At 63.7% G+C, this 22859-nt stretch carries 22 protein-coding genes; 13 read left to right on the top strand and 9 right to left on the bottom strand.

The genetic code is table 11. The annotated features are described in order from the left end of the window. Positions 1-16: 16 nt before the first annotated feature. The 9 genes from NQ559_RS05710 to NQ559_RS05670 form a co-directional block, all read right to left on the bottom strand. Positions 17-2008: a S46 family peptidase gene (locus NQ559_RS05710; protein WP_018695789.1), complete on the bottom strand. Its 1992-nt coding sequence runs from the start codon at positions 2006-2008 to the stop codon at positions 17-19. Further along, the gene (locus tag NQ559_RS05705; RefSeq protein ID WP_018695790.1) at positions 2009-2602 is read right to left on the bottom strand and encodes a Maf family nucleotide pyrophosphatase; all 594 of its coding nucleotides are present in this window, start codon (positions 2600-2602) and stop codon (positions 2009-2011) included. It abuts the gene before it with no gap. Positions 2603-2655: 53 nt separating this feature from the next. Further along, positions 2656-3291 carry a fumarylacetoacetate hydrolase family protein gene (locus tag NQ559_RS05700; RefSeq protein WP_018695791.1) on the bottom strand — a complete coding sequence of 212 codons (636 nt, stop codon included), beginning with the start codon at positions 3289-3291 and terminating at the stop codon, positions 2656-2658. A 20-nt stretch (positions 3292-3311) separates the two neighbouring features. Continuing rightward, on the bottom strand, positions 3312-3623 hold the full coding sequence (locus NQ559_RS05695) for a DUF3784 domain-containing protein (RefSeq protein WP_018695792.1): 312 nt from the start codon (positions 3621-3623) through the stop codon (positions 3312-3314). 9 nt (positions 3624-3632) lie between these two features. Then, on the bottom strand, positions 3633-4772 hold the full coding sequence (gene lpxB / locus NQ559_RS05690; protein ID WP_018695793.1) for a lipid-A-disaccharide synthase: 1140 nt from the start codon (positions 4770-4772) through the stop codon (positions 3633-3635). Beyond that, positions 4769-5800 (bottom strand): S8 family serine peptidase, encoded by a 1032-nt coding sequence (locus tag NQ559_RS05685; protein WP_018695794.1) that lies wholly within the window; start codon positions 5798-5800, stop codon positions 4769-4771. Before NQ559_RS05685 ends, lpxB begins: the two co-directional genes overlap by 4 nt. Positions 5801-5809: 9 nt before the next feature. Continuing rightward, positions 5810-6487 (bottom strand): tRNA (guanosine(37)-N1)-methyltransferase TrmD, encoded by a 678-nt coding sequence (gene trmD / locus NQ559_RS05680; RefSeq protein ID WP_018695795.1) that lies wholly within the window; start codon positions 6485-6487, stop codon positions 5810-5812. Then, positions 6477-7208 carry an FkbM family methyltransferase gene (locus tag NQ559_RS05675; RefSeq protein ID WP_018695796.1) on the bottom strand — a complete coding sequence of 244 codons (732 nt, stop codon included), beginning with the start codon at positions 7206-7208 and terminating at the stop codon, positions 6477-6479. Before NQ559_RS05675 ends, trmD begins: the two co-directional genes overlap by 11 nt. 110 nt (positions 7209-7318) lie before the next feature. Further along, positions 7319-7987: an MBL fold metallo-hydrolase gene (locus NQ559_RS05670; protein WP_018695797.1), complete on the bottom strand. Its 669-nt coding sequence runs from the start codon at positions 7985-7987 to the stop codon at positions 7319-7321. Positions 7988-8139: 152 nt separating this feature from the next. Between NQ559_RS05670 and NQ559_RS05665 the strand changes: the two genes are divergently transcribed. The 13 genes from NQ559_RS05665 (at position 8140) to dnaB (ending at position 22843) form a co-directional block, all read left to right on the top strand. Then, positions 8140-8964, top strand: a complete 825-nt coding sequence (locus tag NQ559_RS05665; protein WP_026318351.1) for an alpha/beta hydrolase — start codon at positions 8140-8142, stop codon at positions 8962-8964. Positions 8965-8981: 17 nt separating this feature from the next. Continuing rightward, positions 8982-10127 carry a hypothetical protein gene (locus NQ559_RS05660; RefSeq protein ID WP_026318352.1) on the top strand — a complete coding sequence of 382 codons (1146 nt, stop codon included), beginning with the start codon at positions 8982-8984 and terminating at the stop codon, positions 10125-10127. Positions 10128-10698: 571 nt separating this feature from the next. Then, positions 10699-12108: a 23S rRNA (uracil(1939)-C(5))-methyltransferase RlmD gene (gene rlmD, locus NQ559_RS05655; protein ID WP_018696547.1), complete on the top strand. Its 1410-nt coding sequence runs from the start codon at positions 10699-10701 to the stop codon at positions 12106-12108. A gap of 186 nt (positions 12109-12294) precedes the next feature. Further along, positions 12295-12984 carry an SIMPL domain-containing protein gene (locus tag NQ559_RS05650; protein ID WP_018696546.1) on the top strand — a complete coding sequence of 230 codons (690 nt, stop codon included), beginning with the start codon at positions 12295-12297 and terminating at the stop codon, positions 12982-12984. Positions 12985-13140: 156 nt separating this feature from the next. Continuing rightward, the gene (locus NQ559_RS05645; protein WP_018696545.1) at positions 13141-13596 is read left to right on the top strand and encodes a cytidine deaminase; all 456 of its coding nucleotides are present in this window, start codon (positions 13141-13143) and stop codon (positions 13594-13596) included. Positions 13597-13626: 30 nt separating this feature from the next. Beyond that, positions 13627-14313 carry an RluA family pseudouridine synthase gene (locus NQ559_RS05640; protein ID WP_018696544.1) on the top strand — a complete coding sequence of 229 codons (687 nt, stop codon included), beginning with the start codon at positions 13627-13629 and terminating at the stop codon, positions 14311-14313. Positions 14314-14325: 12 nt separating this feature from the next. Beyond that, positions 14326-14781 (top strand): D-aminoacyl-tRNA deacylase, encoded by a 456-nt coding sequence (gene dtd / locus NQ559_RS05635; RefSeq protein ID WP_018696543.1) that lies wholly within the window; start codon positions 14326-14328, stop codon positions 14779-14781. 12 nt (positions 14782-14793) lie between these two features. After that, positions 14794-16296: a DNA/RNA non-specific endonuclease gene (locus NQ559_RS05630; RefSeq protein WP_018696542.1), complete on the top strand. Its 1503-nt coding sequence runs from the start codon at positions 14794-14796 to the stop codon at positions 16294-16296. A 2-nt stretch (positions 16297-16298) separates the two neighbouring features. Then, positions 16299-17255, top strand: coding sequence for a tRNA modification radical SAM protein MnmL/YtqA (gene mnmL, locus NQ559_RS05625; protein ID WP_018696541.1), 957 nt, complete (start codon positions 16299-16301; stop codon positions 17253-17255). Between the two features lie 11 nt (positions 17256-17266). Beyond that, positions 17267-18163 carry a YitT family protein gene (locus NQ559_RS05620; RefSeq protein WP_026318497.1) on the top strand — a complete coding sequence of 299 codons (897 nt, stop codon included), beginning with the start codon at positions 17267-17269 and terminating at the stop codon, positions 18161-18163. Further along, positions 18163-20418, top strand: coding sequence for a replication restart helicase PriA (gene priA / locus NQ559_RS05615; RefSeq protein WP_018696539.1), 2256 nt, complete (start codon positions 18163-18165; stop codon positions 20416-20418). The genes NQ559_RS05620 and priA overlap by 1 nt, the downstream gene beginning before the upstream one ends. Then, positions 20402-21124 carry a ComF family protein gene (locus tag NQ559_RS05610; RefSeq protein ID WP_018696538.1) on the top strand — a complete coding sequence of 241 codons (723 nt, stop codon included), beginning with the start codon at positions 20402-20404 and terminating at the stop codon, positions 21122-21124. The genes priA and NQ559_RS05610 overlap by 17 nt, the downstream gene beginning before the upstream one ends. 159 nt (positions 21125-21283) lie before the next feature. Further along, positions 21284-22843 (top strand): replicative DNA helicase, encoded by a 1560-nt coding sequence (gene dnaB / locus NQ559_RS05605; RefSeq protein WP_018696537.1) that lies wholly within the window; start codon positions 21284-21286, stop codon positions 22841-22843. Positions 22844-22859 lie beyond the last annotated feature (16 nt).

The raw sequence follows: 22859 nt of genomic DNA, 5'->3' as shown, positions 1-22859 counted from the left end.
TTTTCGTGAACCGCTTCTATTTGCGGCGGCTGAAATCCATTTCGCCGAACAGGTATCCCGCCCCGCCGATGCGGTCGATGACGAACAGCACGTAGCGGACGTCTACGGCGATGTTGCGGCAGATCGTTTCGTCGAACGCCACGTCGCTCATCGTCGAGCGCCATGTGCGGTCGAAATTCAGCCCCACCAGTTCGCCCCGGCCGTTGATGATCGGCGAACCGGAGTTGCCGCCCGTCGTGTGGTTGGTGGCCAGGAAGCAGACGGGTACCGTCCTGCGGCCGTCGATCGTCGTCGCCCAGCGTCCGTAGTCCTTCGTGGCATAGAGCTCGCGCAGCGCCTGCGGGATGTCGTAGTCGTAAATCTCGGGGTTGTCCTTGGCGATGATGCCGTCGAGGGTGGTCTGCGGTTTGTGGTATTCGCCGTCGGCATATTCGTAGCCCCCGACATGGCCGTAGGCCACGCGCAGCGTGAGGTTGGCATCGGGGTAGAAGGCCCGCAGGGTGTCCCACTCGCGCAGCCCCTTGATGTAGGTCGTGTAGAGTTCGTTGAGGCGTCCGCTGTTGAGGTTGCGCAGCGACTTGGTGCCCAGCATCCAGTCGATGTGGCCGAGTATGCGTTCGGTGTCCTTGTGCAGGGCGTGCACCGCCGTGGTGTCGGCGCCCTCCCGCCACAGCGTGTCGAATACCTCGCCGGCGTAGGCTTCGGGCGACCCGCTGGCGGCGACGCCGGCCAGGAATGCCGGAATCTGGTACTGCACGGGGCAGCGGCGGGCATACTGGCCGAAAAGCCATTCGAAGAGTGCCCGTTCCGTCTGCTCGCGCCGTGCGAAGGCGGCTTCGGCACGCTCTTCGGGGGTGTAGCGCTCGGGCAGCGCGCCGAGCGTTTCGCGTGTGATCTCGCGGGCGAAATAGGCGTCCGCGATGCGGGCGTATTCGGCTTTGAGGTCGGCGACGACGCTGCGGTATTCGGGTTTGTCCTGCGCCCAGGCGGCGAATTCCTGCTCATAGGCGCGTTTCGAGGCCACGGTGCCCAGGCGGCCGATGCCCAGCGCCTCGCCCTGCCATTTCTTCCATGCGTTGGCGATCGAGGCGTGTTTGGCGGCGTAATGGATGCGCAGCGCCGGGTCGCTCTCCTGTGCCGCGGAGATGATGTCGAGGCGCCCCGTGCGGATGGCGATCTTGGCCGGGTCGGAGCGCTCGGCGATGTAAGCCACGGCGTCCGAGAGGATGTACTCCTGCGTATTGCCGGGGAAGCCGTAGATCATCGTGAAATCCCCCTCTTCGACCCCGGCGGTCGAGATGGTGAAATGCCGCTTGGGGCGGTAGGGAACATTCTCGGGCGAGTAGGCGGCGGGCTTGTTGTCCTTGCCGGCGTAGATGCGGAAGAGCGAGAAGTCGCCCGTGTGGCGGGGCCATATCCAGTTGTCGGTGTCGCCGCCGAACTTGCCGATCGACGAGGGCGGCGCGCCGACCAGGCGTACGTCGTCGAACTGCTCGTAGATGAACAGGAACTGCTGGTTGCCGTAGTACATCTGCTCGACCGAGGCCTTGTAGCCCTTGCCTTCGGCCTCGGCCCGGCGGATGATTTCGGCCTTCGTTTCGCCCGCAGCGATGCGGTCGGTGACCTCTTCCATGCGGACGAGGAAGCGTACGTTGAGCTCCTTGTTGGGCAGTTCCTCCCGGCGCGACATGGCCCAGAAGCCGTTGGTCAGGTAGTCGTGTTCGACGCTCGAATGCGCCTGTATGGCGTCGTAGCCGCAGTGGTGGTTGGTGAGCAGCAGCCCTTCGGACGAAATCAGTTCGCCCGTGCAGCCGCCGTTGAACAGCACCACGGCATCCTTCATCGAGGCTTTGTTGATCGAGTAGATGTCTTCGGCCGTGAGGCGGAATCCTTTGGCGCGCATGTCGTCGATGCGCTGCGAGATGAGGCTCGGGAGCCACATGCCCTCGTCGGCGGAGGCCGCCAGCGCGAGGAGCGTACAGAACAGGGTAAGTAGCGTGCGTTTCATTTATTTGAGGAATTTGTCGAGTTCGGTGTATACTTTCTGGATCGGGAGCCCCATCACGTTGTAGAACGAGCCGTTGATCTTTTCGATGGCGGCGTAGCCGATCCACTCCTGGATGCCGTACGAGCCGGCCTTGTCGTAGGGACGGCAGGCGTCGAGGTAATAGGCGATCTCCTCGTCCGCGAGCGGGCGGAACCACACGCTGCTCTTGGCGGCGAAGGTGTGCGTCCGCCCGGGGGTGCGCAGCGTGACGCCCGAGACCACCGTGTGCCGGCGCCCCGAGAGGCGGCGGAGCATCTGCGCGGCCTCTTCGCGGCCGAGGGGCTTGCCGAGCACCTCGCCGTCGGAGACCACCACCGTGTCGGCCGTCAGCAGGATTTCATTCGGGGCCAGCGCCGCCGGGTAGGCTTCGCTTTTGAGCCGCGAGAGGTAGAGCGGCACCTCTTCGCCGGGCATGCCGGCGGGGTAGACCTCCTCGCATTCGTATTTGGGGGCGAGTTCGTACGGGAGCCCGCAGCCCGTCATCAGTTCCCGTCGGCGCGGCGACTGCGATGCCAGCAGCAGGCGGTAAGGCTTGAGTTTGTCTTTGAGCAACATGGTTATAGCGTGTTTTTAGTTTTCATGTGTCTTCGTTCCCGTTCCGCCCCGGGTCAGCGGATGTCGAAGTTGAGCAGTTCGCGGCCTTCGAGCACGGCGCGCAGGTTGTCGCCCGGGCGTACGGGCCCCACGCCGGCCGGCGTGCCCGTGTAGAGCAGGTCGCCCATGCGCAGCGTCATGTACTGCGACACCGAGGCGATGATCCGGTCGACAGAGAAGAGCATCCCGGATGTGTCGCCCCGCTGGCGCGTCTGCCCGTTTACCTCCAGCGTGAAGTGCAGGGACTGCACGTCGCCGCCCAGCTCCTGCAAAGGTACGAATCGGGGCGAGAGGGCCGCCGAGCGGTCGAACGCCTTGCAGCGCTCCCACGGCAGCCCCTCGGCGATGGCCTGCCGTTGCAGGTCGCGGGCCGTGAAGTCGATGCCCAGTCCCACCTGGTCGTAATAGCGGTGCGCGAAACGTTCGGCGATGCCCTTGCCTACGCGGTTGATGCGTACGACCAGCTCGCATTCGTAGTGTACCTCCTGCGAGAAGGCGGGGATGTAGAACGGGTCGTTGTTGCGCAGCAGCGCCGTGTCGGGCTTGAGGAACCAGGTAGGCTCCGGCGGGCACGGCGTGCCGCCGCCGACTTGGCGGTCGAGCTCCTCGGCGTGTGCGGCGTAGTTGCGTGCTATGCAGATGATTTTCATGGCGTTGTCTTTCGTTATTTTCAGTTGTGGTCGTACCGTTGTGCCCGAACGAGCATCCAAACGACGTAAGGCAGCAGGTAAATTACGTAAATCACTGCCAGCGTGTCCGTCTGGTCGGTTAGTTCCAGGACGACCGTAAATAGGATCCATAAAGCTCCCATAATCACGAGGTGGCGCCGCATGAACGAAGACAAGCCCCCGATGTCGACGTTTTTCTTCTTTGCGGGCGGCATGGTGTTGTAGCCCGCGATCAGCATCGGGAACCGCTTTACCAGCAGGCCGACGACGATCAGCAGTACGCCGCCGAGCAGGAGTATCGTGAAATCGTCCATAACTTTTGGTTATTTCGTTTCCGGTGCGCGCAATTCCGCGACCATCCGGGCGGCGAAACGGTCGCTGGCGCCCGGGCCCCCGATAACCGTACGTAATTCGGCGAAGTCGGCGAGCATCCGTCCGCGTTTCTCCCCGCCCGCGACGATCGCCCGCAGCTCGCGTTCGGCGCGCGTGGTGTCGAGGTCGGACTGAATGACCTCGGCGACCGCCTCGCGCCCGAGGTTGAGGTTCACGAGCGACACCCAGGGTACTTTCAGTACATAGGGCCGGAGCCTGACCTGGAACCAGAGCGTGCGGTAGACCACCACTTCGGGGATGCCGAGCAGCGCCGTTTCGAGCGTTGCCGTCCCGGACGTTACCACGGCGGCTTCGGCCGCGGCGAGCGTCTCGTAGGTCTGGTCGCAGACGTAACGGATGCCGCTGCCGGCCATATACTGTTCGTAGAGCGCGCGGTCGAGCCATGCTACGCCCGCCACGACGAACTGGTGCTCCGGGAATTTGCGCGACAGGTCGGCCATCAGCGGCAGGTTGTCGCGGATCTCGCCCCGGCGGCTGCCGGCCAGCAGGGCGATGATCGGCCTGCGGTCGAGCCCGTGCCGGCGGCGGAACTCGTCGGGCGAGGGGAGCGAGGTGCGCCGGGCCTCGATGGCGTCTACGAGCGGGTTGCCTTCGAAAATCGGTTCGACGCCGTGCCTGGGGAAGTAGCCGCATTCGAAGGGGAAGATGACGAACAGCCTGTCGACATAGCGGCGGATGGCCTTCACGCGCCACTCGCGCCATGCCCAGACCTTCGGGGCGATGTAATAGAAGGTGCGGATGCCGTGCTCTTTGGCCCAGCGCGCCATCTTTATGTTGAAGCCGGGGTAGTCGACCAGGATCAGCACGTCGGGGGCGAATGCCGCGACGTCGGCCCGGCATTCGCGCATCTGCCGTTTGATCGTCCGCAGGTTTTTCAGCACCTGCACGATGCCGAAGAATGAGGTTTCGCGGTAGTGCTTGGCCAGGTTCGCCTCGCCGCCCGCCGCGGCCATCAGGTCGCCGCCCCAGAAGCGCAGCCGTGCTTCGGGATCGGCTTTGAGGAGTCCTTTTATCAGATTCGAGCCGTGCAGGTCGCCCGAGGGCTCGCCGGCGATGAGGTAGTATTTCATTGCGTTGCGTTTAGCGGTAGGGTTTGTAATTCAGCGGGGGTATCCAGGAATCCGAGCAGGGTGTCGCACTGCGGGATGCCGTAGCCCGTTTCGAGGTCGGGCGCTGCGCTGCGGGTGCCCGAAGCGTGCAGCAGGCGGATCAGCTCGCGGCGTTTCATCGGCCTGTACCCCATGAGGGCGGCACACAGCCCCGTGACCACGGGCGTCGAGAACGACGTGCCGTTCGGGGAGTCGTACACCACCAGGTCAGGCTTGACGGGGTGCGGGTAGTAGCCGGTGCCGCTCTTGCCCGAACGCCCCGTGCCTTCGGAGTCGGCCGCGCCGACCGTGACGGCCTCGGCGACATCCCCGGGGAACGAGATGTGGCGCCATTTGTTTTTCCCCTCGTTGCCGGCGCTTTGTACGACGACCATGCGCGGGTGTGCATCGAGCAGGCTGTCGAGAAAACGCGAGCAGAGCGCCGTGCGGCCGTCGAGCATCTGCGGCGTATAGCCGTCGAAATCGTCGAATACGGTATAGCCCAGCGAGATGTTGACCACGTCGACCTGCCGCTGTGCGAGCCAGGCCAGGGCCCGGCACAGGCGGCGTTCGTCCTCGCGCGGCTCGCCGTGCTCGAGGTCGGATTTCACCAGGTAGTAGTCGGCTTTGCAGGCCAGCCCCAGCAGGGTGTCGTTGGAGAAGCCCCCGATGTTCCGTGTGACCCGGGTGCCGTGGTCGCAGTCGTCGCGGAAGAATCCCGTCGTGTCGCCGTCCGTCAGGTCGAGGTAGTCCGCGACCCGGAGACGGCGCGTGAAGCGGTCGTCGCGCAGCCCGCCGAAACCGGCGTCGACCACCCCGATGCGGATGCCCTCGCCCCGGGGTGTGAGCGAATCGAACCGCGGCCCCATCATCTGCCCGATGGCATGCGAATAGGTGTGTGCGTAGCAGGAAGTATAGCTGCGCCTGACCTCCCGTACGAGGTCGTAGATGCCGTAGGCGGCGAGCAGCAGGACGGCACCCCAGACGATGAGCGAAGTCTTCCGTTTCATGGCATTCGCTTATTCGCCCAGCAGGTCGGGCCGCAGCTGCCGGGTGCGTTCGAGGGACTGTTCGTCCTGCCACCGGGCGATCTGGGCGAAGTTGCCCGAGAGCAGCACGTCGGGAACCCTCCAGCCGCGGAACTCGGCCGGGCGCGTGTAGACCGGCGGCGCCAGCAGGTTGTCCTGGAACGAGTCGGTGAGCGCCGAGGCTTCGTCGCCGATGGCGCCCGGGATGATCCGCACGACCGAGTCGGCGATGATGCAGGCCGCCAGTTCGCCGCCCGTGAGCACGTAGTCGCCGATCGAGATTTCGCGCGTGACGAGGTGTTCGCGGATGCGGTGGTCGATGCCCTTGTAGTGGCCGCAGAGGATGATGATGTTTTCGAGCGTCGAGAGGCGGTTGGCCTCGTGCTGGTCGTAGCGTATGCCGTCGGGCGAGGTGTAGATGATCTCGTCGTAGTGTCTCTCGGACTGGAGTTTCTCGACCAGCTCGAAAACCGGTTCGCACTTCAGAACCATGCCCGCCTCGCCGCCGAAGGGGTAGTCGTCGGTGGTCTTGCGGCGGTCGTGGGCGTAGTCGTGGAGGTTGTGGACGACGATCCGGACGAGCCCCTTCTCCTGCGCACGGTGCAGGATCGACTCGTTGAGGGGCGAGGTCAGCAGTTCGGGTACGACGGTGAGGATGTCAATGCGCATGTCTGAATATGATGTCTTTGGTCGTGTCGGGTGTAAGGGGTATTTCGCGGCCCCGGTCGAGGGTGAAGCCCGCGTAGCCGAGCGTCGTGAAGAGCGCGACGATCTGCGGGCGGTTTTCACCGCCGGTCTCGATCAGCACCGTGGGGCGGAAGCGTTCGAGCAGCGGGCGCAGTTCGTTCATCACCACGACCTCGTACCCCTCGATGTCGCACTTGATGAAATCGAGGCGTTCCAGGCCGGCGAAGAGTTCGCTGCCCCGGCGCATCCGGGCCGGGAACTCCGCGGCGGCGGATGTGCCGCCGTCGTTCACGAAGTTCTGCCCCGTGCCGAAGTAGCCCGTCGCGCGCGCCGAATCGTTGGCCATCGTAACGGCCTTGTCCTCGGTGCCGAGGGCGTAGGGGAGGATCTCGACGTTGCGACAGCGGCGCAGGTTGCGGCGCAGCACGGAGAGGATCGGCGGCACGGGCTCCACGGCGTAGACCCTGCCCGCGCCGCCCGCCTGGCGGGAGAGCGTGCGGGCGTAGTAGCCGAGGTTGGCGCCGATGTCGATGGCCGTGTCGCCCGCGTGCACGAGCTGCGGCAGGTGGTAGACGTATTCCGTGGCAGGGGCGTAGCGCCCGATGCCGAGCCGCTGCCAGAGGAAGAACATGCGGCTCACGGCGCGCAGGTATCCTTCGAGCGGCAGGGTTTTATAGAGGATTTTATGGAGCAGTGTCTTCACGTTTCGCGTTTTTACCGGTGCGGGAGGCGCGGGGCGGGCCGGGGCTGCCCTGCGGGGCAGGGCGGGCGGGGCGTAACCCGCGGCGGAGGGGTGCGGCCGCCGTCGCGGCCTCAGTTCCTGTAGTTCACCTCCTGGTTGAGCACCTCGACGATGAAGGGGTTGTAGAGCACTTCGTGGCCGATGGTCGACTCGGGCCCGTGGCCGGGGTAGACGTGCACTTCGTCGCCCAGCGGGAGCAGGGTGTCGAGGATCGAGCGCATGATCCACGAATAGTCGCCTCCGGGCAGGTCGGTGCGCCCGATCGACTCGCGGAAGAGCGTGTCGCCCGTGAAGAGCGACTTGGATTCCGGTTCGTAGAGCGCGACATGGCCGGGCGTATGGCCGGGCGTGCGGAGCACGCGCAGGACGGTGTGCCCGAAACGGATTTCGGGCGTCGTGTCGAGGTCGGTGTCCACCGAGGGCATCTCGCCGACGGGCACGCCGAAGATGCTGCCGCTCGTCGAGGCGTTGTCCAGCAGGAAGGCGTCCTTGAGCGACATGGCGAACGGGATGCCGTAGCGTTTTTTGAGGTGGGCGACGCCCAGCGTGTGGTCGAAGTGGCCGTGGGTGTTGGCCGCCAGGACGGGCCGGAGTCCGTGTTCGGCGATGAAATTGTCGAGCGCGGCGTCCTCGCGCGGGTTGCTGTTGCCGGCGTCGATGACGACGGCTTCGAGCGTGTCGTCCCAGACGACATAGGTGTTTTCCTGGATAGGATTGAATTGAAGGCAGGCTATTTTCATGGTGCTGGCGTTTTTTTGCGGTTCCTGTTTCCGGAAAGACAGTGCGGGCCGGATGCCGGCTGTCTGCCTGTCTGGGCGGAGTATATTTCCTGCAAATATAGTGCTTTTTGCCGGATTTTACCTATCTTTATGACCCGAATAAACTCTCTTGGATGAAACGATTGGTTACTTTGTTCTTCGTGCTGGCCGTGTGCGGCACGGGGGCGGTGGCGCAGGAAGGCGCCTATAAGACGGTGAAGGATATTGCCTACCGCGATGCCGCGGGCGATGGGAACATCGACACGATGTGCCGGCTGGATATTTATTATCCGGTCGGGAAAACCGGCTTTTCGACCGTGGTGTGGTACCACGGCGGCGGGCTGACGGGCGGACGGCGCGAGATCCCCGAGGCATTGAAAGACAAGGGCCTGGCCGTGGTGGGCGTGGAGTACCGCCTCTCGCCGACGGTGAAGGTCGCCGACTGTGTCGACGATGCGGCCGCAGCGGCGGCATGGGTGGTGAAGCACATCGCCTCGTACGGCGGCGACCCCGGGCGGGTGTTCGTGGCCGGGCATTCGGCAGGGGGTTACCTCACGTCGATGATCGGGCTGGACAAGCGCTGGCTGGAGCCTTACGGCATCGACCCCGATACGGCGTTTGTGGCGCTGATCCCCTACAGCGGGCAGGTGGTGACGCATTTCGAACGGCGCCGTGAACTGGGGCTGCCCGATACGCAGCCGCTGGTGGACGACATGGCGCCGCTGAGCTACGTGCGCCCCGACTGCCGCCCGATGCTGATCCTTTCGGGCGACCGCGAGCGGGAGATGCTGGGGCGCTACGAGGAGAACGCCTACTTCTGGCGCATGATGCGCGTGGCGGGGCATCCCGACGTGCGGATCTGCGAGTTCGACGGCTTCGACCACGGCAACATGCCGCAGGCCGGGCATTTCGTCGCGGTGCGTTATATCCGGGAAATGGAGCGGAGAATGGATCGGTAGTTGCGGGGAGGACGGGCATGAAAATGAACAGACATACGCTTTGCATGGCCGCGGCAGCCTTGCTCGCCGCATTCGCGCTCACGGGGTGTTCGTTGCTGAAGGTGGCCGTGGCGACGGGGGATCCGCTGTCGAAGGAGGAGATGAATATCCGCACCATGACGCGCGGTTTCTATTACGACATGGCCTCGGAGGTGTCGCGTACGGCCGACTCGATCGCCGCCGCGGCGCCCGACATCGCGACGCGTGCGGCGGCCGTGAGGTGGAAGATACGTGCCACACGGGCCGGGGTTTCGGCCGCCATGCAGGGTATTCCCGACGTGGCGCTGGCCGACATGTGGATACTCTGCCGGCGCATGGACGAGCGTTTTGCGGCTGCGCCCGACTCACTGCTGTTCGGGGCGCAGAGCGACCTGGCACGCGATGCCGCCGCACGGCTCGACCGCCGGGCGGCACGGTTGGCGCGGCAGGTGCTGGCGGCCGACCGCTACGGCCTGATGGAACGGTTCGTGGCGGATTATGTACGCGAGAACCCCGCCGACGGGGAGATGGAGGGTTCGAATACGACCCTCGCATGGATCGAATTCCTGCGTGCGAACGGCATCGAGCATGCCTATGCCACGGGGTCGATCGCCGAGGTGCTCTCCGACGTCAACGACCGCGTGAGCGGCCAGACGCAGCAGCTGGCCAACAGCGTCGGCTGGTCGAAGGATCTGATCGCGATGCAGTTGCAGCAGGACAGTATGCGCATGGAGGTGGGGGCCCGCCTCGACTCGCTGGAACGCAATTTCACCCGGATCGTGGTCGTCGCGGAGCACCTGCCCGAAATTTCGGACAAGGTGCTGGAGGAGCTCAACGAGCAGGTCACACAACTGATATATACGATGAATTACAGCCTCGACAATGCCTTCGCCAACTTCGACCGCCAGCGCGACGAGCTGCAGCGGTATGTGACCGCCGAGCGGCAGGCGTTGGTCGACCAGCTGCGCGAGTCGGCCGACGGCGTGGTGCAGAGGACACTCGACGCCGTGCCGGGACTGGTCGGCAAAGTGCTGCTGTATGTGGTGCTGGCGCTCGTGGTGCTCGTCGGCGGGCCGTTCGCCCTGGGGTTCTGGCTGGGCGGCGTGCGCGAGCGGGCACGCAGGAAGAGGGAAAAGAGCGCGTGACGGCGTGTTTCCCGCGCTGGATTGCTTATCTCTGCGGCAAAAGGATTTCGGCTCAGGCAGGCGGCACACGGGCATATTGCAGGCAGAGCTTGCATCTGCACCCGGCTTGCACTATCTTTGCCTCAAAAGGAATTTCGGCTCAGACAGGCGGCGCCTCGGCATATTGCAAGCAGAGCTTGCATCTGCGCTCGGCTTGCACTATCTTTGCCTCAAAAGGAATTTCGGCTTAGACAGGCGGCGCCTCGGCATATTGCAAGCAGAGCTTGCATCTGCGCTCGGCTTGCACTATCTTTGCCTCAAAAGGAATTTCGGCTTAGACAGGCGGCGCCTCGGCATATTGCAAGCAGAGCTTGCATCTGCGCTCGGCTTGCACTATCTTTGCCTCAAAAGGAATTTCGGCTTAGACAGGCGGCGCCTCGGCATATTGCAAGCAGAGCTTGCATCTGCGCTCGGCTTGCACTATCTTTGCCTCAAAAGGAATTTCGGCTCAGACAGGCGGCGCCTCGGCATATTGCAAGCAGAGCTTGCATCTGCGCTCGGCTTGCACTATCTTTGCGGCAAAATCAGGATTATGGCACGAAAAAAAGCAAATTACCCCCTGATCGAGGGGCTCGAAATAACGACGCTCGCCGCCGAAGGCAAGGCGATGGGACGCTGGAACGACGTGGTGGTGTTCGTGCCGCTGACCGTGCCGGGCGACGTGGTGGATGTGCAGATACGCTCCAAACGCCGCCGGTTCATGGAGGGGTTCGTCGTCCGCTATGTGAAGAAATCGCCCCTGCGCGCCGAGGCCTTCTGTGAGCATTTCGGCGTCTGCGGCGGCTGCAAGTGGCAGAACCTTCCCTACGAGGAGCAGCTGCGCTTCAAAACCGGGCAGGTGCACGACCAGCTGGCCCGCATCGGCAAGATCGCCCTGCCCGAAATCGCCCCGTGCCTGGGGTCGGCCCGGACGCAGTTCTACCGCAACAAACTCGAGTTCACCTTCGCCGACCGCCGCTGGCTGACGCGCGAGGAGGTCGAGGGCGGTGCGGATATCGGCGCCGCGCCCGCGCTGGGGTTCCATATCCCCGGCATGTTCGACAAGGTGCTCGACATCCGCAAATGCTGGCTGCAGCCCGACCCGTCGAACGACATCCGGATGGAGACCAAACGTTTCTGCGTCGAGAACGGCTATACGTTCCACAATGCCCGCGAGCATACGGGGCTGATGCGCAACATGATCGTCCGCACGGCCTCGACGGGCGAAGTGATGGTGACCGTGGTCTTCGGCGCGGACGACTGCGAACGGATCGCGGCGCTGCTCGACCATCTGGCGGCCGCATTCCCGCAGATCACCTCGCTGTGCTACGTCGTCAATACGAAGCTCAACGATTCGGTGGGCGACCTCGACCCGGTGTGCTACAAAGGCAAAGACCATATCGTCGAGGAGATGGAGGGGCTGCGTTTCAAGGTGGGCCCCAAGTCGTTCTACCAGACCAATTCCGAACAGGCCTACGAGCTCTACAAGGTGGCGCGCGAGTTCGCAGACCTGAAACCCGAAGACGTGCTCTACGACCTTTATACCGGTACGGGCACCATCGCCAATTTCTGCGCCGCGCACTGCCGCCGCGTGGTGGGCATCGAGTATGTGCCCGAGGCGATCGCCGACGCGAAAATCAATTCCGAAATCAACGGCATCGGCAATACGGTCTTTTATGCGGGCGACATGAAGCAGGTGCTCAGCGACGAATTCGTGGCTGCCAACGGCCGCCCCGACGTCATTATCCTCGACCCGCCGCGGGCGGGCGTCGACGAACCGGTCATCGGGGTGATCCTGCGTGCCGCGCCCGAGAGGATCGTCTATGTGAGCTGCAACCCGGCTACGCAGGCGCGCGACCTGGCGCTGCTCGACGCCGATTATCGCGTCGAGGCCGTGCAGCCCGTGGACATGTTCCCCCATACGCACCATGTCGAGAACGTGGTGAAGCTGGTGAGGCGGTGACACGAAAGTCGCTTCCGGGGCCTTTTTTGTCCGGGCGGAGAAACCGAAATGGCAATAAAAGCAGGCGTGCGGCGTTTTTATCAATGCCGCGCAGGGAGCCGCGTCCGGAAAAACAGACCGGGGCGATGCAGTATCCTGCGGTTTTGGCGTTTTATTTGTAAGACAGTTACCTAAAAAACGGAAAACATGAAAAAACTGATTTTAATTGCGGCGGTGGCGCTGATGGCACTTCCCGCGGCGGCACAGGTGCAGGAGGCATTCCCCAGCTATATTCAGGTCAACGGGCGCGCCGAGAAGGAGATCACGCCCGACGAGTTCTACCTCTCGGTCATCATCAACGAACGCGACTCGAAAGGCAAGATTTCGGTCGAGAGCCAGCAGCGCGACATGATCGCGGCGCTCAAGCGGCTCGGCGTGAACGTCGAGAAGCAGCTCAAGGTGGCAAACCTGTCGAGCGAGTTCTTCAAGAAGAAGACTTCGGTGGCGACGGCCAAATACCAGTTGCAGCTGGGGTCGGCGGCCGAGGTCTCGAAGGTGTGGCAGGCGTTGGACAACCTGGGGATTTCGAACGTCTCGATCCTGAAGGTGTCGCATTCGAAGATCGACCAATACAAGGAACAGGTGCGCGTGGAGGCCATGCAGAACGCCAAGCAGAGCGCGCAGACGCTGGCCCAGGCCATCGGGCAGAATGTCGGCAAATGCTTCTACATCTACGATTCGAACAACAATGTGATGCCGGTCTTTTACGACAACATGGCCGTGATGCGCAGCGCCAAGGCGGCCGGTATGGCCGAGGACGCCGCAGCGGACGAGCCGCTCGACTTCAAGACGATCAAGCTGCAGTACAACGTCCAGGCGAAATTCGTGCTGGAATAGCCGTCCGGCAGCGTATGTCGAAGAGGGTGTCCCGAGGGGCATCCTCTTCGTCGTCCCCGGAGGTGCGCTTCGCGGCGGGAAAAACGCCCCGGTTGTTGGACGGTAGCGAAATTTATATTACCTTTGTTTACTTTGCCCCTAAAAACAGGAGGAGTTATGGAAAAGCAGTTCTGTTTCAACTATGAGCATTATGCGGCCCTCGAAGGGCTCCCGGATGCCGACCGCAAACTGGTCGCGGAGGCCCAGCGGGCCACGGCGAACGCCCACGCGCCCTATTCGCATTTCCAGGTCGGGGCGGCGGCGCGCCTGCGCAGCGGGAAGATCCTCTACGGAAGCAATTTCGAGAGCGAGGTGTATCCGGCCGGACTTTGCGCCGAACGTTCGCTGATGTTCTACGCGCAGGCCAATTATGCCGACGACCCGATCGAGACGCTGGCCATCGCTTCGAATCCCTCCGCGCGCGAGTGCTACCCCTGCGGCCAGTGCCGGCAGGTGATGGTCGATGTCGAACGCCGCCAGGGCTCGCCCATGCGGGTCATCATGAGCGGAAACGGTACGGCCACCGTCGTGGATACGGCGGCACGGCTGCTGCCCTTCACGTTCGTGCTGTGACCGGGAACCGTCAGACTCAATACCCCGAACATGTTTACACCGGAAGATATTCTCTACGAAGACAACCACCTGCTGGTGGTCAACAAACACTGCGGAGACTTGGTGCAGCCCGACCCGTCGGGCGGGAGTGCCCTCGAAGACCAGATCAAAGCCTTTATCAAACGCCGCGATGCGAAGCCCGGCGAGGTGTTCCTCGGCGTGGTGCACCGGATCGACCGTCCGGTGAGCGGCGCGGTGCTCTTCGCCAAGACCTCGAAGGCCCTCACGCGGCTCAACGAGATGATCCGCGAAGGACGCATCCGTAAGATATACTGGGCGCTGACCGAGCAGGCCCCCGATCCGCTGAGCGGCGAATTGTGCCACTACATCCTGCGTGACGGACGTGCCAACCGTTCGCGCGCCTGCGATGCGCCGAAGGCCGACGCCAAGCAGGCGCGGCTGCGCTATGCGACGCTGGGCGCGGGGACGCACTATACGCTCGTGGAGGTGGAGCTGCTGACGGGGCGCCACCACCAGATACGCGCCCAGCTGTCGAAGATCGGGTGCCCGATCCGCGGCGACTTGAAATACGGCGCGCGGCGTTCGCTGCCCGGGGGCGGCATCTCGCTCCACTCGCGGAGCGTCGAATTCGAGCATCCCGTGCGCCATGAGCCCGTGGCGGTCACGGCGCCCGTGCCTGCGGACGACAACCTGTGGGCCTATTTTGAAAACCGTTGATTGCCTGGGGGTATGCGCATACTGATACAACGTGTGAAGAGCGCTTCCGTCACGATCGGCGGCCAGTTGCGGTCGCAGATCGGGGCAGGGCTGCTGGTGCTGCTCGGCGTGGGCGCGGACGATACGGACGAGGATGTCGAATACCTGGCGGGCAAGCTCGTCCGCCTGCGGATCTTCGACGACGCACAGGGGGTGATGAACCTCGATGTGAGGCAGGTCGGCGGCCTGGTGCTGGTCGTGAGCCAGTTCACCCTGCTGGCCTCGACGCGCAAGGGCAACCGCCCGTCCTATATCAAGGCGGCGCCCGAGGCGGTTTCGCGCCCGATGTACGGACGTTTCACGGCACGTGTGGCGGAGCTCCTGGGGCGGGAGGTGATGACGGGAGAATTCGGCGCCGACATGCAGGTGGCGCTGGTGAACGACGGCCCGGTGACCATCTGGGTCGATTCGAAAATGAGGGATTGTTAACCGAAAAATAGCATGAAGAGATTTTTAGTAGTCCTGTTTGCCGGGGTGGCGGCGGTTTTGGCCTCCTGCAACGACGAAGAGACAGGAAAGGAGAACAAATGGTTCTACGCACCCGAGGCCGAGGTTTCGGGGACGACCGTGGAGGTGTCGTGCCGGACGAAATTCGGCGACGGCGTGCTTTCCTCGGCGCAGGCGGGATTCGCCTATGCGCCGATCCGCTCCGACGATACGGGGAGTTTCACGGAGACGACCGACGTGACGGTCGACGGGCAGGTGATGTCCTGCCGCCTGACGGGGCTCGATGCCGAGACGTCGTACCTGATCTACGCCTATGTGGACATGGGGAGCGGAGGCCGGATGCAGAGCAAGCCGGTCGTCGTCAAAACGGGGGAGAACCCGGTGCTGCCGGACGACCCGAGGTTCGGGGTGCCGGAGTGTTCGCAGGTGACGGCCTCTTCGGCGACTGTCTCCTGCACGTTCGAATATACGGGCGGCAAGGAGGTGTCCGAGGCTTATTTCCTCTACGGGACGACCTCGGACGACGGGCAGCGCGTGGCGGTCGCGACCGAACTCGGCGCCAAGAGCGCCCGGCTTACGGGCCTGAGCGCTTCGACGGAGTACAAATTCCGGCTGTGCGTCGTGGTCGGCGGAACGACCTTCGGAAGCACCGTCGGGACATTCGCCACATCCGCGGCCGGCGGCGGGGACGGCAGGACGAAATACGCGGGCTGGGCGGAGCTGCCGGTCGAGGCGGACAACGGCGATTATCATTATGCCTACCATATTTGCCCCGATTTTAAAGTCGACGGGCATGAGGCCCGGAACTTTACGGTATGTTACAGTGCCGAGCACCACAGTCCGGTATGGGTGGCGGCTCCTGTCCATAATTGTTATGTCGGCAGTTCGGGCAACCGCAATTACGGCCCCGATCCGGTTATCCCGTCCTCTATCCAGCCTTCGGGCTCGAAGGCTTCGATGGGCTCGCCCTACAACCGCGGGCATATGCTGGGCAACTACGAGCGTTCGCGGACGAGCGGCATGAACAAGCAGGTGTCGTATTACACCAATATCGCGGCGCAGCACGGCTCGACGTTCAACACCGGCGACGGTGCGTGGAACAACCTCGAGGACAAGATCGACGACTACTGGTGTGCCGATACGCTCTATGTGGTGGTCGGAGCTTATTATGACAAGTGGACGGATTCCTACGGGAACAGCGCCCCGCAGCGCAGCACGAGTTTCGGGAACATCACCACCGATGTGCCGACGATGTTCTATACGCTTTGCCTGCGCACCAAGAAGGGGAATACGAATAAATCCGTGCTGAACTGTGCCGCCGACGAATTGCAGTGTGCGGCTTTCGTGATGAGCCATGCCATGGGGAAAGGGCACGACCCGCAGGCCGGGGACATGCGGTCGGTGAAGGAGATCGAAGAGCTTACCGGGTTTACCTTCTTCGCCAACGTGCCCAATGCGCCGAAGGATACCTATAACGCTTCCGACTGGGGGTTGTAGGCATGTATGCGTGGGGCGACCACAGGCGGTTCAACTCCTATTCGGGGTATTTCCGCCGCACGTTCGGCGGGCGGGTGCAGAAAATCTCGGTCGATGCCGGGTTCACGTGTCCCAACCGCGACGGGAAGATAGGCGAGGGAGGATGTACGTTCTGTAACAACGGGGCGTTCACTCCCTCGTACTGCATACCGGCCAAAAGCATCGGACGGCAGATCGCCGAGGGGATCGAATTCCACGGCAGGCGCTACCGTGCGGCGTCGCGCTACCTGGTTTATTTCCAGTCTTTTTCGAATACATACGCCCCGCTCGAAAGGCTCAGGGCGCTCTACGGCGAGGCCCTCGCATATCCCGGCGTGGCGGGTATCGTCATCGGGACGCGCCCCGACTGCGTGGACGCCGAGAAGCTCGATTATCTGGCGGAGATAGCGCGCGACCGTTACGTGGCGGTCGAATTCGGCATCGAATCGACCTGCGACGAGACGCTGCGCGCCGTGAACCGCGGCCACGACTTCGCCTGCGCGCGCAGGGCCGTGGAGATGGCCGCCGAAAGGGGGTTGCACGTGGGGGCGCATTTCATCCTCGGGCTGCCGGGCGAGACCGACGAAATGCTGTTGGAACAGGTCGCAACGATCAATTCACTGCCGCTCACGACGGTGAAATTCCACCAGCTGCAGGTTTTCCGCGGCACGCCGATGGCCGCCCAGTACGATGCCGACCCCCGCAGGTTCCGTTTCTGGGAGGTCGGCCAGTACATCGACCTGTTCGTCGAGATACTGCGGCGGCTGAGGCCCGACCTGGTCGTCGAACGCTTTGCCAGCGAGGCGCCGCCCCGCTACCATTACGGCCGCAACTGGGGATTGATCCGCAACGAAACCCTGCTGGCGATGCTCGAAAAAAGATTGGAGGAGCGCGGTGCATACCAAGGCGAAATTTTTATACCTTTGTGCTCGAATCACTAATACCCGTCGCTATGAAACCCATCACTATGGAGCAGGTGCTGAAAACCTTCAAGGAGTACTTCCTGATGACGGTCGGCATGATGCTGTACTCTTTTGCATGGATCGGATGCATCATGCCCGCCGACGGTACCGGAGGCGGTGCCACGGGCCTTTCGCGCGTGCTGTGCCATGCCGTGGAACATTGGGCCGGCATAAGTATCCAGATCGGTACGATGGCTTTCTTGATCAACGGCGTGCTGCTGCTCGTGGCGGGGTTCATCATCGGATGGAACTTCGGCGTGAAGACCGTGTTCTGCGTATGCGTCATATCGCTGGGGCTGAATTTCTGGCAGTCGGTGCTGCCCGAGGGGGATTTCCTCCATCTGGAACGGATCCTTTCGGTGATCCTGGGCGGCATCCTGGCGGGTATCGGCGTGGCGATATGCTTCATGCAGGGCGGCTCGACGGGCGGCACGGACATCGCCGCCATGATTATCAACAAGTACCGCACGATCAGCTACGGCAAGATCGTCATCTATTCGGACTTCGTGATCATCGGCTCGTCGATGCTCGTGGGGTTCCATATCGACACGGTGATCTACGGCTACGTGATGACCGCGGTCTTCGGCTATACGGTCGACATGATCATGGCCGGGAACCAGCAGTCGAGCCAGGTATTCATCGTCACGCACGACTATGAGAAGATGGCGCAGGCCATCGTCGACAATATCCACCGCGGCGTGACGCTCATCGACTCGCAGGGGTGGTACACCAAAAAGGAGTCGAAGATCGTGATGGTGGTCTGCCGCAAGCGCGAGACCACGATGATCCTCAAGTTCGTGAAGACGATCGACCCCGAAGCCTTCATGACCGTGGGATCGGTGATGGGCGTCTACGGCAAGGGGTTCCAAGCCATCAGTAAACCCTGATGCCCCTCTATGCCGATATAGTCCTGCCGCTGGCGCAGCCCGCCTATACGTTCGCAGTGCCCGAAGGGATGCATGTCGAGGCGGGGCAGGCCGTGGCCGTACAGTTCGGCGCCCGCAAATTCTACACGGGGATCGTGTGGCGCGTGCATGACCGCCGCCCCCCGTTCAAAACCGTCAAATCCATACAGCGCGTCCTGTACGGCGCACCCCTGCTCTCGGCGCAGCAAATGGCCTTCTGGGAGTGGGTCGCCGCATACTACATGTGCACGCCGGGCGAGGTGATGCGCGTGGGGTTGCCGTCGCTGATGAAGCCTTCGGGCGACACGGAGGAGGAGTTCACCGAAGAGGAGTTCCGCCCCCGTACGGAGTGCTATGTGGCCCTGGCGCCCGGGCTGCACGACGAAGGACGGCTGCACGAAGCCTTCGAGAAGCTCGAAAGGCGTGCGCCCAGGCAGTACGAAGCGCTCCTCGAACTGGCCTCGGCCGGGGACGGGGAGCGGATCCCGACGGGCGAGGTGGCACGGCGCCTGCTGCGGGCCGACTATGCCGTGCTGCATGCCCTCGAACGCAAGGGGTACATCGTCTCGGCGGAGCGCGAACGCACCGTCGAGCGCGGCGGATCGGCATTCCGCCTGCCGGAGCTGACCCCGGCGCAGCTCGCGGCGCTGGAGTCGCTGCGGGGGCAGTTCGCCCGGAAGCCCGCGGCGTTGCTGCACGGCATTACGGGGTCGGGCAAGACCGAGGTATACATCCACCTGATCGCCGAAGTGCTGGCGCGGGGCGGCGACGTGCTGCTGCTGGTGCCCGAGATCGCCCTCACGGCGCAGCTGATCGAACGCATGGAGCGTATTTTCGGCAGCCGTGTGACCCCTTACCACTCGAAACTTACGAACCGCCGCCGCACGGAGACCTACCTGCGCCTGAACCGCTCCCAGGGGGGCGAGTTCGTGGTCGGCGTGCGCTCGTCGATATTCCTGCCGCTCAAGCGGCTGCAGCTGGTCGTCGTCGACGAGGAGCACGATGCCAGTTACAAGCAGGCCGACCCTGCGCCGCGTTACAACGCGCGCGACTGCGCCGTGGTGATGGCGCGGCTGTGGGGCGGGCGGACGCTGCTGGGAAGCGCCACGCCTTCGCTCGAGACATGGGTCAATGCCGGAAGCGGAAAGTACGGGTTCGCCTCCCTGACGGAGCGGTACGGGGAGGCCCGGCCGCCCGAAATATTCGTTTCGGATACGATCCGTGCCGCCAAACGCGGCGAACGGCATGCGCATTTCAACAAGTTGTTGCTCGACAAGATGGAAGCGGCGCTCGGGCGGGGCGAGCAGGTGATGCTGTTCCAGAACCGCCGCGGGTTCGCGCCCTATGTCGAGTGCTCGGAGTGCGGGTGGACGGCACGCTGTCCGCACTGCAACGTGACGCTCACCTACCACAAGGGAGGCGGGAAGCTCGTCTGCCATTACTGCGGCTATACGGCCCCCGTGCCGGCGAAATGCCCGTCGTGCAAGGTGACGGACGTGGTTCCGCGCGGCTTCGGCACCGAAAAGGTCGAGGAGGAGATCGCACGGCTGTTCCCCGCGGCGCGCGTGGCGCGGCTCGACCGCGACAGCGTGACTTCGGAGCGGGCGTTCAACGCCATCATCGCCGACTTCGAGGCCCGCAAGACCGACATCCTGGTCGGAACGCAGATGATTACCAAGGGGTTCGATTTCGGCGGCGTGTCGCTCGTGGGTATCCTCAATGCCGACAATCTGCTGAACAACCCCGATTTCAGGGCCGCGGAGCGGGCGTTCCAGCTGATGATGCAGGTCGCCGGCCGCGCCGGCCGCCGTTCGGACGGCGGGGAGGTGGTGATCCAGACTTCGGAGCCGGGGCATCCCGTGATCCGGCGGGTCGCCGCGGGCGATTACGACGGCATGGCGCGGGCACAGCTCGCCGAGCGCGAAGCCTTCTTTTACCCGCCTTACGCGCGGCTTACGTCGCTGACGCTGCGCCACCGCGACGTCGCCCTGCTGCGGCGCGGCATCACGGAGCTGGCGGCGCGCCTGCGCGGCCGTTTCGGCCGCCGTGTACTGGGGCCGATGACGCCCCCTGTTGACCGCATCCGCGGCGAATACCTCGCCGGGCTGCTGCTCAAGGTCGAAAGCGGCGCCTCGTCGGCGCGCGCCCGGGAGTTGTTGGGGGCGGAGCTGAAGGCTTTTTCGGAGGATCCCGAGTTCAGGAATATTACCGTCGTCGTCAATGTCGATCCTCAGTAGCCTGTTGCGTGACGTGGCGGCGCTCTTTTTTCCGCCTCGCTGCCCTGTGTGCGGCCGGATGCTGGCGCAGGGCGAGCACACGGTCTGTACGTTGTGCCGGGCGACGGCACCCCTGACGGGGTTTTGGCGCCAGGCCGACAACCCCGTGCTGGGGCGGTGCCGCGACATGCTGCCCGTGGAGCGGGCTTCGGGGCTGCTCTATTATGTCCACGGCAGCGGGTGGCGGGAGCTGATCCGGGGGTTCAAGTACCGCGGGGCATGGCGCACGGCGCGGGCGATGGGCGAGTGGTACGGCCGCTGCCTGAAGGAAAGCGGATTGTACGACGACGTGGAGGTGGTCGTGCCCCTGCCGCTGCACCCCGTCAAGCGCTGCCGCCGCGGGTACAACCAGTCCGAATATATCGCCGAAGGGATTGCCGCGCAGCTGGGCGTGGAGGTCGACCGCCGCAGCGTGCGCCGAAAACGCAATACGGAGAGCCAGGCCCTCAAGGCGCGCCGAGACCGGGCCCGCAATGTCGAGGATGCGTTCGCCGTCGGCCGTCCCGGGCGGCTTGCGGGGCGGCACGTCCTGCTGGTGGACGACGTGTTCACCACGGGCAGCACGATGCTTTCGTGCGCCGGGGAGATTCTGCGCTCGGCGCCCGGTTGCCGCATCAGCATCGCCGCACTCGCCGTCTCGCGGCACGCTCTGGGCGAGAAGGGGTAGGGTGCGGAAATTATTTTTCAACGGGCCGGACGTTCCCGCAGGGGCGGGTGCCGGGCCGAAACTATGTTAAAACATAGTTTTCGGCAGAATATCCCCCGGCGGGGTTTTGAATTCTCCCGGCTTATTGCTACTTTTGGCCTTTGAACGAAAGCGTATATCATGGCAAAAGATTATAACCCCTCCCGGCGCAACAGGGAGGCATTCGAGGCGCTCACCGAGACCCCGGGGAACGTACCCCCGCAGGCGGTCGAACTGGAGGAGGCCGTACTCGGCGCGCTGATGCTCGAAAAGGACAGCATCATCGCCGTGCAGGAGTATGTGACGCCCGATGCGTTCTACACGGAGGAGCACCGCACGATCTACAAGGCGATCGAGGAGCTGTCGATGGAGCTCAAACCGATCGACCTCTATACCGTGACCGAGCGGCTGAAAGGCAAGAAGGAGCTCAAGAAGGTGGGCGGGGCGTCGTACCTGGCGCAGCTCACGCAGAAGGTAGGCTCGGCGGCCAACGTCGAGTTCCATGCCAAGATCATCGCCCAGAAATACGTGCAGCGCGAGCTGATACGCTCGGCGACCGAGATACAGAAACGCTCGTACGACGAATCGACCGATGTGACGGAGCTGATCGGGTATGCCGAAGGCGAGATATTCAAGGTCGCCGAGGGGCATGTGAAGCGTTCGGTGCAGGTGTCGAAGGATATCCTGGCGCGGGCGCTGATGCAGATCGAGGAGGCGTCGAAGAACACGAGCGCCTTCAACGGCGTTCCGTCGGGTTTCATGGCCATAGACCGTGTGACGCTGGGCTGGCAGCTCTCCGATTTGATCATCATCGCAGCCCGCCCTTCGATGGGTAAGACGGCCTTCGTGCTCTCGATGGCGCGCAATATGGCCGTAGACCACGAGCAGGGCGTGGCGTTTTTCTCGCTCGAAATGTCCTCGGTGCAGCTGATGATGCGTCTGATCATCGCCGAGACGGGGCTCAACGGCAACGACGTGAAATCGGGCCGCCTGACGCCCGAGCAATGGCGCCACCTGGAGTCGGCGACCAAACCGCTGGGTGCGGCGCCTCTGTTCATCGACGATACGCCGGCGCTCTCGGTCTTCGAGTTCCGTTCGAAGGCGCGCCGCCTGAAGATACACAACGACATCAAGATCATTATCATCGACTACCTGCAGCTGATGACCGGCAACCAGGATTCGAAGGGGAACCGCGAGCAGGAGGTGGCCTTCATTTCGCGTACGCTCAAGGCCATCGCCAAGGAGCTGAACGTGCCGGTGATCGCCCTGTCGCAGCTGAGCCGTGCCACGGAGATGCGCGGCGGGTCGAAGCGCCCCCAGCTCTCCGACCTGCGTGAGTCGGGCGCCATCGAGCAGGACGCCGACATCGTGGCCTTCATCCACCGTCCGGAGTATTACGGCATCAACCAGGACGAGAACGGAATGCCTACGGCCGGCATGGCCGAAATCATCATCGCCAAGCACCGTAACGGCGCCGTGTGCGACGTGAACCTGCGCTTCCTGAAGGAGCAGGCGCGTTTCGCCGACATGGACGATTCGATGCTGCCGCCCGCGCAGGCTTCGGACAGTCAGCAGGCCTACGACGATTACGCCAGCGGTTCGAACGGCGCCACGGGGGCTGCCGCCGCGCTGGGTTCGGGGATCGGCGGCGGGGAGTTCGACCTGACGCCCCGGGCGCTGGACGAAGAGGCGCCGTTCTGAGTGGCGGCACGATGCG

Source organism: Alistipes onderdonkii (assembly GCF_025145285.1).
Taxonomy (GTDB): domain Bacteria; phylum Bacteroidota; class Bacteroidia; order Bacteroidales; family Rikenellaceae; genus Alistipes; species Alistipes onderdonkii.
The sequence above is the reverse complement of the archived record's forward strand: the minus strand, read 5'-3'. Positions and strand labels throughout refer to the sequence as shown.